Raw genomic sequence first — 12,770 nt, 5'->3', positions numbered from 1 at the left:
AAGGCCTCGAGGCAGGCCGAGAACAATTTGGTCGCCATTATTGCAAGTAATTCTTGTTAACAAAAGTAATATTGTTGCTTTTTCTCCTGCAGAGGGGCTGAGCAATCGGCCCTAGAGGGCTTCAGATGTCTGACTTGAGTGTGTTGATCGTAGGATGTGGGGACGTCGGCAGTCGCCTGGCTCGGCAAATGCTGACGCGTGGTTGGCAAGTCAGCGGCCTGCGCCGTTCGGTGGCGCAGTTGCCTGATGGCGTAGCGCCGATTGCAGCTGATCTGTCGAACCCGAACATCCCAGCTGCCTGGCCTGAGCGGGCACCTGACTACGTGGTGTATTGCGTGGCTGCCAGCCAGCATGACGAGGCAGGGTATGAGGCGGCGTATGTCCTAGGGTTGCGTCACGTGCAGCGCTGGCTGGCCGAGCGTGGGCACCAACCCCGACGCCTTTTGTTCGTGTCCAGCAGCAGCGTGTTTGGGCACAAGGGTGGGGAGTGGGTTGATGAGCAATCGGTCACCGAACCTGAGGGGTACTCGGGGCGCATCATGCTCGAGGCTGAAAGGCTGGCGCTGTCCGGTGCTGCGCCAGCCAGCGTGGTTCGCCTGACCGGCATCTACGGGCCAGGTCGAGAGTGGCTGTTGCGTCAGGTGCGTCAGGGTTATCGCGTCGCCGAGCAACCGCCGTTGTATGGCAACCGTATTCACGTGGACGATGCTGCCAGCCTGCTGGCATTTCTGCTGCAATGCGACAGCCAAGGCAAGGCGCTGGACGATTGCTACATCGGCGTGGACGACAGCCCGGCACCGCTGGCCGAAGTCGTGGCCTGGCTGCGTGAACAGTTGGGGGTTAGGCAGTGGTCCGATGAGGAGCGTGTGCGTCGCACGGGCAGCAAGCGCTGCAGCAACGCCCGCGCACGGGGGCTAGGCTGGTCCCCGCAGTACCCCAGTTACAAGGAAGGCTACGCAGCGATCCTCGGGCAATGATCCCCTGGCCGGCGCGCAGGTAGCTTGCGTTACCTGCGCGCCGGCTGGGGTATCGTCAGTTGTGTTGCAGCAGCCACTGGCGCTTGCCGGCTGCGAGCATCGGCATTTCATCCGGCTGGGCGCGGTTCACCGCCTGGAAGATTTCCAGCTGATTGCCATTGCGCTTGATGATGAACGGGGCCCCGCGCTGGTTGCGCTCCAGCCACAGGCTGTCATTGCTGCCGCCCATCGTTGCGCAATCACCGGCCAGGCACAGGGCGAAACGATCCGGACCGGGCAGGCCGGTGACGTTGCCGCTGTCGCTGAACGTTACGTTGGCGCCCTTGCCTGGGCCCTCCATGATTGTCCAGGCGCCGCCGAGATAAGCCTGGTACAGCGCCTGCTCGAAGCTGCTGCCCAGTGGCGCATTGTTGCCACTGGGCGTCTTGGCACGCTCGAAGCGCTGTTTCGCGCCTCGCTGGTCGACTGTTTGCAGTTCGTCGCCGTCCAGCGACAGTTGCTCGGTGGCACCGCCTTCGAAGGTGGCCAGCCACTGCTTGTCATTGGCGCTGAGCTGACCATCCGAGGCCTCGAACCCGTTGCTATAGCTGGCGCGCTGGGTAGCAACATCGAGCTTCCACTCGAAGACCGGGCCATGCTCATTCAGGGCCTGGCGAAGGTTGCCTTGCTTGACGGCCGCAGTGATGGCGTCCTGGTTGATCCAGGTGCCGTTGAAGTCTTCAGGTTTGTGGCTGGCGCAGCCGCCCAGGACCAGGGCTGCCAGCGTAAGAGGCAATGCTATGCGCATGTCGGGAACCTTCCAGGAGAGGGAAAGGCGGCGAGTGCAATGCCCGCCGCCTGGGGCATCACTCGATGACGAGGATGGCGTCCATCTCGACCTGCGCGCCTTTTGGCAGCGCGGCCACGCCGATGGCGGCGCGAGCGGGGTAGGGCTGCTCGAAGTAGCGACCCATCACCTCGTTGACCTTGGCGAAATGGCTCAGGTCGGTCAGGAAGATGTTCAGCTTGACGATGTCCTTGAACGAACCGCCTGCTTCTTCCGCCACAGCCTTGAGGTTCTCGAACACCTGGACGGTCTGGGCCTCGAAGCCTTCGACCAGTTCCATGGTCTTGGGGTCCAGCGGGATCTGGCCAGACATGTACACGGTGTTACCGGCCTTGATCGCCTGCGAATAGGTGCCGATGGCGGCAGGGGCCTTGTCGCTGTTGATGACGGTCTTGCTCATGATGACTCCTTGCGGTTGGCGGACTACGTACGCATGCGGGTGATGCGAACCACACCGGTCAGGGTACGCAGCTTCTTGATCACACGCGCCAGGTGCACGCGGTCGTGCACGCTGACCACCAGTTGGACCACGCTGATACGGCCGTCGCGTTCGTCCATGCTGATCTTCTCGATGTTGCCATCGGCCGCGTTGACGCTGCTGGCCAGCAAGGCAATCAGGCCGCGCTGGTGCTCCAGCTCTACGCGCAACTCGACGTTGAATTCGCCAGTGATGTCCTTGGCCCAGGAAAGCTGGACGCATTTCTCGGGGTTGTGGCGAATTTCACTGATGTTTCGGCAGTTCTCAAGGTGCACGACCATGCCCTTGCCCGCCGAAAGGTGACCCACGATCGGGTCGCCCGGAATCGGCGTGCAGCACTTGGCATAGCTGAGCACCAGGCCTTCGGTACCGCGAATCGCCAGCGGACCTTCGGGGGCCGGCAGTTGCTCGCCTTCTGCAGACAGCAGACGGCGCGCGACCACGTAGGCCATGCGGTTGCCCAGCCCGATGTCTTCAAGCAGGTCTTCGATCAATTCCAGGCGGTATTCGCTGAGGATGGCCTGCACGCGCTCGCGGGGAATCTGATCCAGCGCGCTGTCGAAACCAGTCAGTACCTTATTGAGCAGCCGCTCGCCCAGGCTGATGGATTCGGAGCGGCGCTGCTGCTTGAGCGCATGGCGAATATGTGTGCGCGCCTTGCCGGTGACCACGAAATTGAGCCACGCCGGATTGGGTCGAGCCCCCGGTGCGCTGACGATCTCTACCGTCGAGCCACTCTGCAACGGCTCGGAGAGCGGTGCCAGGCGCCGGTTGATACGGCATGCGATGCAGCTGTTGCCAACGTCGGTGTGCACTGCGTAGGCGAAGTCCACGGCAGTGGAACCCTTGGGCAGCTCCATGATGCGGCCTTTGGGCGTGAAGACGTACACCTCGTCCGGGAACAGGTCGATCTTGACGCTCTCGATGAACTCCAGCGAGTTGCCTGCACGTTGCTGCAATTCAAGGATGCCTTTGACCCACTGCCTGGCACGGGCATGGTTGCCCTTGGGCTGCTCATCCCCATTGGCCTTGTACAGCCAGTGCGCAGCGATACCGTTATTGGCCATCTCTTCCATTTCGCGCGTACGGATCTGGATTTCGATGGGCACGCCGTGCATGCCGAACAAGGTGGTGTGCAACGACTGATAGCCGTTGGCCTTGGGAATGGCGATATAGTCCTTGAACCGCCCTGGCAGCGGTTTGTACAGGTTGTGCACGGCACCGAGGACGCGGTAGCAGGTATCGACCTTGTCGACGATGATGCGGAAGGCATACACGTCCATGATCTCGTTGAAGGCGCGACGCTTGCCGCGCATCTTCTTGTAGATGCCATAGAGGTGTTTTTGCCGGCCACTGATCTCGCCTTCGATACCGTCGGCAGCCAGGCAGTTGGCCAGCGACTGCTCGATCTTGGCGACGATTTCCTTGCGGTTGCCCCGTGCACTTTTGACGGCGCGATGAATCAGCGACGAGCGCATCGGGTGCATGGCCTTGAAGCCAAGGTCTTCGAACTCGACGCGTACCGTGTGCATCCCCAGGCGGTTGGCGATGGGGGCGTAGATCTCGAGGGTTTCCTTGGCAATCCGGCGTCGTTTCTCGCCGGACAGCACTTCCAGGGTGCGCATGTTATGCAGGCGGTCGGCCAGCTTGACCAGGATCACGCGAATGTCGCGTGCCATGGCCATGGCCATTTTCTGGAAGTTCTCGGCTTGCGCCTCGGCCTTGGTTTCGAAGTTCATCTGGGTCAGCTTGCTGACGCCGTCCACCAGCTCGGCAACCGTCTCGCCAAACTGCTGGCTGAGGGCTTCCTTGGCAATGCCGGTGTCTTCGATCACGTCATGGAGCATGGCTGCCATCAGGCTTTGATGGTCCATGTGCATGTCGGCAAGGATGCTGGCCACGGCCAACGGGTGCGTTACGTAGGGCTCGCCACTGCGGCGACGTTGCCCATCGTGCGCTTGTTCTGCGTAGAAGTAGGCACGCCGTACCAGGTTGACCTGTTCGGGGCCCAGGTAAGTCGACAGCCGTTCGGCCAAGGCCTCTATACCCGGCATGGCTTAGCCTCCTGCCGAGATAGGGGGCCTTGCGCCTTGCGACGTCGACCGGGCATCAATCAGACAGCCTCGTTCGACTCGTCCTCGAACGCGGCAAAGACCGGATCCTCGGTGACAATTTCTTCAGCGGCGATGAATTCGTTGGTCACGATGCCTTCGGCGATTTCGCGCAGGGCAACGACGGTGGGCTTGTCGTTTTCCCACGCAACGCGTGGCTCTTTACCGCCGGTCGCCAGCTGGCGAGCGCGCTTGGTCGAGAGCATGACCAGCTCAAAACGGTTATCCACGTGTTCCAGACAGTCTTCAACAGTTACGCGGGCCATGGTCTTCCTCAGTAGCAAATGCGGTAGGCGTGCAGCCCATTAGTGGGCAGGCGGACTCGATAGTATAAAAATTCACCAGCCAATAGGGAAGCGCTGTTTTGTCGAGCGCCGCCGTGCGGTGCGCTGCGAGTCATTCAGGTACTGCGGTGCATGCCCGCGTTTGCCAGGCCTGACGATACCTCTGGGGCGCAGTGCAAGGACCGCCATAGACGCCTTGCAATGGCCCCGACAATAACCTCAGAGCATTGCGTCGCGCAACCGCGGGGTGAGCTCCTCGAAAAGGGTTTGGACCGAGCGCAGCGCGCGGCAGTCCGGTCGGGTCAAGAGCCACAACTGGGTGTCGCAACCTGGCAGCGGCCCGCTGAGTGCATCGACCCCTGGCAGGCTATGCACCATGTAGTCCGGCAGCGCTGCCACGCCCAGGCCAGCGGTGACCAGTTGGGCAATGGTGGACATGCTGCTGCACTGGTAGCGCGGGCTCAGGCCAGGGTGTTGCTGGTTGCGCCAGACCACCGTCGGATGGTCCTGCATGGCGTCATCCGGCGCGATCCATGGCACCGCGCTGGCGCTTTCACCGAGGCGGTCGCGCCACTGAGGTTGGCCACATATCACGTAGGACGTTGACCCCAGGTTGCGCCCCACCAGGTGTTCGGGAGGCGTGTTGGTCAAACGCAGGGCGATGTCTGCATCTCGCCGGCTGAGGTTGGCGAACACGTTTGAGGTGCCCATCTCCAGCGACAGCGCGGGGTAATTCTGCATGAAGTCGGCCAGTGCAGGCAGCAGCAGGCTGTGCATGACGGCCTCAGTGCAGGTCAGGCGCACGGTGCCGCTGACGACCTGTTCACCGCTGGTCATGGCAATGCGCGCCGCCTCGAGTGCTTGCTCGGCGCGCTCGGCCTGCTCGGCGAGGGCCTGTGCAGTATCGGTAGGCAAGTAGCCTTTGCGGCTCTTGACGAACAGAGCCGTGCCCAGCGCCGACTCCAGGCGGCGTATCGACCGGAAAACGGTCGATACGTCCACTTTGAGCAACTCGGCCGCCTTGGCCAGAGAGCGCCCGCGTTCCAACGCCAGAACCAGGGAAAGATCGGCATGGGTAATTTGATATTGCATTGGTGCACGCTCTCGTTGCCGAATTGCCAATGTCTGTTGCGTCAGAGCCATTTTATAGTGAAACGACCCCCGGGAATCAATGCGCCCGCTGCGGTTACCAATCCCCACGATGGGAAAGTGAAAACAACAACAGCTGCAACCATCGTCGCCTACCAGGCGCCAGCCGTCTCTCCACATCGCCGCAGCCCAGCAAAGGATGTACAGCCATGACGTCGGTAGCCCCGTGCGCCCGTTCCTCACGCGAGATGAATGACTTCCTGCAGGCACACCCCGACACCCAGTACGTCGACTTGCTGATTGCCGATATGAATGGAGTCGTGCGCGGCAAGCGCATCGAGCGGGCCAGCTTGCACAAGGTGTATGAGCGAGGCATCAACCTGCCGGCATCGCTGTTTGCGCTCGACATCAACGGCGCCACCGTAGAAAGCACCGGGCTGGGCCTGGATATGGGCGATGCCGATCGCATCTGCTACCCCATTGCCGGTACGCTTGCGCACGAGCCCTGGCAGAAGCGTCCCACCGCCCAGTTGCTCATGACCATGCACGAACTGGACGGTCAGCCGTTCTTCGCTGATCCGCGCGAGGTCTTGCGTCAGGTCGTGAGCCGGTTCGACGCGCTGGGCCTGTCCCTGTGCGTTGCGTTGGCGCTCGAGTTCTACCTGATCGACCAGGACAACCTCAATGGGCGACCGCAGCCGCCGCGCTCGCCGTTATCCGGCAAGCGTGCCCATTCGACCCAGGCCTACTTCATCGACGACCTGGACGAGTACGCCGACTGTTTGCAGGACATTCTCGAAGCGGCAAAGGCCCAGGGCTTGCCGGTGGATGCCATCGTCAAGGAAAGCGCACCTGCGCAGTTCAAGGTCAATCTGCATCACGTGGCTGACCCTCTGAAAGCTTGTGATCAAGCGATCCTGCTCAAGCGCCTGATCAAGAACGTTGCCTACGACCACGAAATCGACACGACATTCATGGCCAAGCCCTATCCCGGCCAGGCGGGCAGTGGTCTACATGTTCACCTGTCGCTGGTAGAAAAACACAGCGGCAGGAACCTCTTTGCAAGCGAAGACCCACTGAGGTGCGACGCGCTGCGCCATGCTATCGGCGGCATGCTGCAGACGCTCCCTGCGTCCATGGCCTTCCTGTGCCCGAACATCAATTCGTATCGCAGGTTCGGCGCCCAGTTCAATGTGCCAAATGCCCCAGGCTGGGGCTTGGATAACCGTACCGTCGCCCTGCGTGTACCGACAGAAAACAGCCGAAGCACGCGCCTGGAACATCGCGTGGCAGGTGCAGACGCCAATCCCTACCTAATGCTTGCTGTGATTCTTGCTGGCGTTCACCATGGCCTGACCCACCAGATCGAGCCGCAGGCGCCCATTGAAGGCAATGCTTTCGAGCAACTGGAGCAGAGCCTTGCGAACAACCTGCGCGACGCGTTGCGTGCGCTGGAAGACAGTGACGTACTCAGGCAATACATCAGTGCGCACTACATCGATGTCTTCGTGGCCTGCAAGGACAGCGAGCTGGCCGAATTCGAGGCGTCGATTTCCGACCTCGAATACAACTGGTACCTGCACACGGTGTAGCGCCAAGGCGCCTGCATGAGGCCAGGGGAAGGTTTCGCAGCGGGCTCTGAGTGGGCAGGCCTTGGCGAGAGGCTTGTTAAAAACAATTCCAACATCTACGGCTGATACTCATGAGCGATTACACAGAAGCCGGCCGCCCACCCGATGTGGCGGCTGGCGAAAGCATCCAACAGGGTAGCAAGGGCCTGGCCAAGGGCCGATTGGGGCTGTTGGCCAGCGTGGTGCTGGGCATCTCCACCATTGCGCCGGTCTACACCCTTACCGGCGCCTTGGGCCCGACCGTGCGCGAGGTCGGGGCTCACCTGCCGGCGGTGTTCATCGTCGGGTTCCTGCCTATGCTGCTGGTCGCCCTGGGCTATCGCGAGCTGAATTCGGCCGAGCCGGACAGCGGTACGTCGTTCACCTGGTCGGCGCGAGCCTTCGGCCCGATGATCGGGTGGATCGGCGGTTGGGGGCTGGTGGTGGCGACTACTATCGTGCTGTCGAACTTGGCCGGTGTGGCGGTGGATTTCTTCTACCTGTTCCTCGGCCAGATCACGGGCAACCCTGAACTGGCGGCGCTTGCCGACAACTTGCTGATCAACATCGTGACCTGTTGCGTGTTCATTGCCTTGGCCGTATGGATCTGTTGCCGAGGCATGACCACGACCATGACCGTGCAGTACGGTCTGGTGGCGTTGCAACTGCTGGTACTGGTGGGCTTTGCCTTCGCAGCGTTCGGCGAAACAACGGCGCCACCGCCCCTGGCGTTCGATTTCGCCTGGTTCAACCCGTTCGGGGTTGAATCCTTCTCGGCGTTCGCCGCCGGCCTATCGTTGTCGATCTTCATTTTCTGGGGCTGGGACGTATGCCTGACCGTCAGTGAAGAGTCGGTAGGCAGCGAAGAGGTTCCGGGCAAGGCAGCCACCTGGACCGTGCTGTTGATTCTGGGCCTGTACCTGCTGACGGCCATTGCCACCTTGCAGTTCGCCGGCATCAGCGAGTCGGGGCTGGGCCTGAATAACCCGCGCATCCAGGAAAACGTGTTCGCTCACCTGGCCGGCCCGGTCATGGGGCCGCTGGCAATCCTGATGTCCATCGCGGTACTGGCCAGCACTGCCGCTTCCTTGCAATCGACCTTCGTCTCGCCTGCGCGCACCCTGCTTGCCATGGGCTACTACGGGGCGGTACCGCAGAAGTTTGCCAAGGTCTGCCCGCGCTCACAGACGCCGCGTTACGCCACGATCTGCGCCGGGGTGGCCGCCGGACTTTTCTACGTCACCATGCGCACGCTCAGCGAGAACGTACTGGCCGACACCATCACCGCCCTGGGCATGATGATCTGCTTCTATTACTCACTCACGGCCTTCGCCTGCGTCTGGTATTTCCGCAGCAGCCTGTTCGGCAGCCTTCGGCATTTACTCATACGCGGGCTGTGCCCTTTGGTGGGCGGGGTGATTCTGTCGGTGATCTTCGTGCGCACGGCCATAGACAGCGCCTCGCCGGACTTCGGCAGTGGCTCGCACGTGGGCGGGGTCGGGCTGGTGTTCGTGATCGCGGCGATCATCTCTGTCCTGGGGATCGTGTTGATGCTGATGTCCCGGCTGCGAGCCCCGGCCTACTTCCTGGGGGCTACGCTGCGTCAGCACGCCACTTTGCCGTTGCAGGACTGACCAGGGCCAGGGCCTTGCCTAAGACGTGCTGAAGGTTATGCAAGGGCCTCCCAGGAGGCCCGTGCACATCAGCCGATCAACTGCTCGAGCAGTGCCCCATGACGGTGTTGCTGCTTCTTCAGGAGCAGCCGATTGGCACGGAACACGGCCTTCAAGTCCGCCAGTGCCGTATCGAAAACATCGTTGATGATCACGTAGTCGTACTCGTTGTAATGCACCATCTCGCTGACGGCCTCTTTCATGCGCCCGGCGATGATCGCGTCACTGTCCTGGCCTCGGCCATCAAGGCGCTCGCGCAATGCGGCCTGGCTTGGCGGCAGGATGAAGACCGACAGCGCCTGTGGCATCAGCTTGCGCACCTGCTGCGCGCCTTGCCAGTCGATTTCCAGGATCAGGTCGAAGCCTTGGTCCAGCGTCTGCTGCAGGGCGCTGCGCGAGGTGCCATAGAAGTTGCCGAACACCTCGGCATGCTCCAGAAAATCGCCCTGTTCGATCAGTGCCCTGAACGCATCATGCTCGACGAAATGGTAGTTCACACCATGCTGCTCGCCAGGACGCATGGCGCGGGTAGTGTGCGAGACGGAAACACGGATCTGCTTGTCGTCCTGGGTCAGGGCGTTGACCAGGCTGGTCTTGCCGGCGCCGGACGGAGCGGAAACGATATAGAGGGTGCCGCTGGTGTGGTTCATGGTCGGTGTGGCCTTACTCGATATTCTGTACTTGTTCACGCATCTGTTCGATCAGTACCTTCAAATTGACCGCCGCCTGCGTGCTGCGGGGATCGAAGGCTTTGGAACCGAGCGTGTTGGCTTCGCGATTGAGTTCTTGCATCAGGAAATCCAGACGACGCCCGGCGGCACCTGCACCCTTGAGTACGCGTCGTACTTCGGCGACATGGGTGTCGAGGCGATCAAGCTCCTCGGCCACGTCGCTCTTCTGGGCCAGCAGGACCATTTCCTGTTCCAGGCGCTGCGGGTCGATTTCAGCCTGAAGGTCGTTGAAGCGGTCCAGGATCTTCTGACGTTGCGTGGCCAGCATCTGCGGCACCAGCGCTCGCAGCGTCGTGACCTCTTCGGCCATGCTGTCCAGGCGCTCGTTGATCAGACGGGCCAGTTCCTGGCCTTCGCGCTGACGCCCGGCCTTGAGTTCGGCAAGCGCGTCGTTGAACAGTGCCATGGCCTGGGCATTGAGTGCCTGTGGGTCGCTGGCATCAGCGACCAATACGCCCGGCCAAGACAGCACTTCCAAGGGGTTGAGCGGCGCCGGCTGCTGGATCAACGCCGCCACTTGCTCGGCGGCGGCCACTAGCTGCGCAGCGCGCTCGCGGTCGACCTGCAACGGCTTGCCGCTGCTGTCCTCGTTCAGGCGCAGGGTGCACTCCACCTTGCCTCGGGAAAGGCCTTGGCGCAGGCCTTCACGCACGCCACCTTCAAGGTCGCGCAGGGCGTCGGGCAGGCGCAGGTGCGGCTCCAGGTAACGGTGGTTGACCGAGCGCAGCTCCCAGACCAGGGTGCCTTGGCTGCCGGCGCGCTCGACCCGTGCGAACGCGGTCATGCTGTGCACCATGGGGGTACCTCGCGTATAGGTTGGACATTGCAGCCTGCTGGCTGCGAGGCGCAGGATTGTAGCGCACTGGGGCCTTGCGGCCCAATGCGCCGCTGCGCCTGAGCGACGGACAGGACCGCCGCAAATGCAGGCGCGCTGGACCGTCAGCGACGATAGGCGTGTCCTCACTAGGCTACGGGCTCTATAATGCCTGCCAGATTCAATGTCCCAGTACAGGTATCCCAGATGAAACGTCCAAGTGGTCGCGCCGCCGATCAGCTCCGCTCGATCCGCATCACCCGCAACTACACCAAGCACGCCGAAGGGTCGGTACTGGTCGAGTTCGGTGACACGAAAGTCATCTGCACGGTCAGCGTGGAAAACGGCGTGCCGCGCTTTCTCAAAGGCCAGGGCCAAGGTTGGTTGACCGCCGAATATGGCATGCTGCCACGCTCGACGGGTGAACGTAACCAGCGCGAAGCCAGCCGTGGCAAGCAAGGTGGTCGCACGCTGGAGATCCAGCGCCTGATCGGCCGTTCATTGCGTGCGGCACTGGACATGAGCAAGCTCGGTGACATTACGCTTTACATCGATTGCGATGTCATCCAGGCCGATGGCGGCACCCGTACAGCCTCCATTACCGGTGCCATGGTTGCCGTCTGCGATGCCCTGGCCGTGATCAAGAAGCGTGGTGGCCTGAAGGCGGGCAATCCGCTCAAGCACATGATCGCCGCCGTGTCGGTGGGTATGTATCAGGGTGAAGCGGTGCTCGACCTGGACTACCTGGAGGACTCGGCAGCCGAAACCGACCTGAACGTGGTCATGACCAGCGCTGGCGGGTTCATCGAGGTGCAAGGTACGGCAGAAGGTGCGCCGTTCCAGCCAGAAGACTTCAACGCCATGCTTGCCCTGGCGCAGAAGGGCATGGACGAGATCTTCCAGCTGCAGCAAGCCGCGCTGGCAGACTGAACCTGATCAGGAGGGTGCAGGCATGACCGATCCGAATCTTTCGATCATCCCGCCCAGTGCCGAGGTCAGGCAGTGGGCGATGCTCTGCCACCTTTCCGCGCTCCTTGGCCTGGTGATCCCCCTCGGGCACCTGCTGGGGCCGTTGGTGCTGTGGCATCTGAAGCGCGAGCAGGACCCGTTCATCGATGCGCAAGGCAAGGAAGCGCTGAATTTCCAGATCAGCGTGACCGTGGCAGGGTTCATCTGCCTCCTGCTGATATTCGTGGTGATCGGGCTGGTGCTGTTTGCCGTACTGTCAGTAGCGGTGATGATTCTGATCGTCATTGCTGCGGTACGGGCCAACGAAGGCAAGCCTTACCGCTACCCCATGATCTGGCGACCGATCAAATAGCCAGGTGGGGCTGCAAGGCAGCCCCACTGGTTGCTCAGATGGTCAGCGTCCAGTCGTAGTCGACGATCAGCGGCGCATGCTGGGAGAAGCGCGGCTGGCGTGGCAAGCGCGCGTTGCGCACGAAGCGGCGCAGGCCGGGGGTAAGGATCTGGTAGTCGAACCGGTAGCCCAGGTTCAGCATTTCGGCCTGCTCGTTGTCCGGCCACCAGCTGTACTGGTCACCCTCACGGCTGACTTCTCGCAGGGCATCCACGTAACCCATCTCGCCGGTAATGGCATCCATCCAGGCACGCTCTGGCGGCAGGAAGCCCGGCGACTGCTGGCTGTCACGCCAGTTCTTGATGTCGAGCTTCTGCTGGGCCACATAGAACGAGCCGCAATAGATGTACTCGCGGCGCTTGCGACGCTGCTTGTCCAGGTACTTGGCGAAGTCGTCCATCAACTTGAATTTCTGGTTCAAGTCTTCGTCCCCGTTCATGCCCGAAGGCAAGAGCAGGCTGGCAATACTGACTTTGTCGAAATCTGCTTGCAGGTAACGCCCGTAACGGTCGGCTGTCTCGAAGCCCAGGCCGGTGATGACTGCCTTGGGCTGCATGCGCGAATAAAGGGCCACACCACCTTGGGCAGGCACCTCCGCGTCGCAGGCATAAAGGAAATAGCCATCGAGCTGGAAAGCTGGGTCATCGAGTTCAAAGGCCGAGGCGCGGGTATCCTGAAGGCAGATGACGTCGGCATTCTGGGCCTGTAGCCAGCTGAGCAAACCACGCTCGGCCGCAGCCTGAATGCCATTAACGTTCACACTGATGATCCGCATAAATGGCCCCATAAATCTCGTGCGTGTATGATACCCGAGCTC

General features: G+C 61.8%; 13 protein-coding genes. 5 read left to right on the top strand and 8 right to left on the bottom strand.

Annotated elements, in window-relative coordinates; all coding sequences use genetic code 11:
- The first annotated feature begins 125 nt into the window (after positions 1-125).
- A complete protein-coding gene (locus ACF8GB_RS09500; protein WP_392526916.1) occupies positions 126-977 on the top strand; it encodes an SDR family oxidoreductase in 852 nt (283 codons plus the stop codon).
- A gap of 55 nt (positions 978-1,032) precedes the next feature.
- Here the strand turns inward: ACF8GB_RS09500 and ACF8GB_RS09495 are convergent, their stop codons facing one another.
- The 5 genes from ACF8GB_RS09495 to ACF8GB_RS09475 all read right to left on the bottom strand — a co-directional run bounded on the left by ACF8GB_RS09495 (position 1,033) and on the right by ACF8GB_RS09475 (position 5,768).
- Positions 1,033-1,764, bottom strand: coding sequence for a hypothetical protein (locus ACF8GB_RS09495; RefSeq protein ID WP_078479353.1), 732 nt, complete (start codon positions 1,762-1,764; stop codon positions 1,033-1,035).
- Positions 1,765-1,822: 58 nt separating this feature from the next.
- Positions 1,823-2,203 (bottom strand): RidA family protein, encoded by a 381-nt coding sequence (locus ACF8GB_RS09490; protein ID WP_058638828.1) that lies wholly within the window; start codon positions 2,201-2,203, stop codon positions 1,823-1,825.
- A gap of 23 nt (positions 2,204-2,226) precedes the next feature.
- The gene (gene spoT, locus ACF8GB_RS09485; protein ID WP_058638829.1) at positions 2,227-4,335 is read right to left on the bottom strand and encodes a bifunctional GTP diphosphokinase/guanosine-3',5'-bis pyrophosphate 3'-pyrophosphohydrolase; all 2,109 of its coding nucleotides are present in this window, start codon (positions 4,333-4,335) and stop codon (positions 2,227-2,229) included.
- A gap of 59 nt (positions 4,336-4,394) precedes the next feature.
- Positions 4,395-4,658, bottom strand: coding sequence for a DNA-directed RNA polymerase subunit omega (gene rpoZ / locus ACF8GB_RS09480; protein WP_012312123.1), 264 nt, complete (start codon positions 4,656-4,658; stop codon positions 4,395-4,397).
- Positions 4,659-4,895: 237 nt separating this feature from the next.
- Entirely contained in the window at positions 4,896-5,768 is an 873-nt protein-coding gene (locus ACF8GB_RS09475) for a LysR family transcriptional regulator (protein ID WP_078479351.1), read from the bottom strand.
- A gap of 206 nt (positions 5,769-5,974) precedes the next feature.
- Here ACF8GB_RS09475 and ACF8GB_RS09470 point away from each other — a divergent pair, with 206 nt between their 5' ends.
- Both ACF8GB_RS09470 and ACF8GB_RS09465 read left to right on the top strand, forming a co-directional pair.
- Positions 5,975-7,357: a glutamine synthetase family protein gene (locus ACF8GB_RS09470; protein ID WP_326383965.1), complete on the top strand. Its 1,383-nt coding sequence runs from the start codon at positions 5,975-5,977 to the stop codon at positions 7,355-7,357.
- 110 nt (positions 7,358-7,467) lie between these two features.
- Positions 7,468-9,009, top strand: coding sequence for an APC family permease (locus ACF8GB_RS09465; protein ID WP_392526914.1), 1,542 nt, complete (start codon positions 7,468-7,470; stop codon positions 9,007-9,009).
- Between the two features lie 68 nt (positions 9,010-9,077).
- On the opposite strand, the gene gmk is transcribed toward ACF8GB_RS09465, so the two are convergent.
- Complete coding sequence (gmk, locus tag ACF8GB_RS09460) at positions 9,078-9,698, bottom strand: guanylate kinase (RefSeq protein ID WP_058638833.1); 621 nt, start codon at positions 9,696-9,698, stop codon at positions 9,078-9,080.
- 13 nt (positions 9,699-9,711) lie between these two features.
- Positions 9,712-10,575, bottom strand: coding sequence for a YicC/YloC family endoribonuclease (locus tag ACF8GB_RS09455; protein ID WP_058602772.1), 864 nt, complete (start codon positions 10,573-10,575; stop codon positions 9,712-9,714).
- 225 nt (positions 10,576-10,800) lie between these two features.
- On the opposite strand from ACF8GB_RS09455, the gene rph reads away from it, so the two are divergent.
- Positions 10,801-11,523, top strand: a complete 723-nt coding sequence (rph, locus tag ACF8GB_RS09450) for a ribonuclease PH (protein ID WP_023532860.1) — start codon at positions 10,801-10,803, stop codon at positions 11,521-11,523.
- A gap of 22 nt (positions 11,524-11,545) precedes the next feature.
- Complete coding sequence (locus ACF8GB_RS09445; RefSeq protein WP_023532399.1) at positions 11,546-11,914, top strand: DUF4870 domain-containing protein; 369 nt, start codon at positions 11,546-11,548, stop codon at positions 11,912-11,914.
- A 34-nt stretch (positions 11,915-11,948) separates the two neighbouring features.
- On the opposite strand, the gene ACF8GB_RS09440 is transcribed toward ACF8GB_RS09445, so the two are convergent.
- Complete coding sequence (locus ACF8GB_RS09440) at positions 11,949-12,728, bottom strand: exodeoxyribonuclease III (protein ID WP_023532406.1); 780 nt, start codon at positions 12,726-12,728, stop codon at positions 11,949-11,951.
- Between the last annotated feature and the right edge of the window lie 42 nt (positions 12,729-12,770).

This window comes from Pseudomonas sp. xss_4, assembly GCF_043104125.1.
Taxonomy (GTDB): domain Bacteria; phylum Pseudomonadota; class Gammaproteobacteria; order Pseudomonadales; family Pseudomonadaceae; genus Aquipseudomonas; species Aquipseudomonas parafulva_B.
Note: the sequence above shows the minus strand (reverse complement) of the source record. Positions and strands in the feature narration are given on the sequence as shown.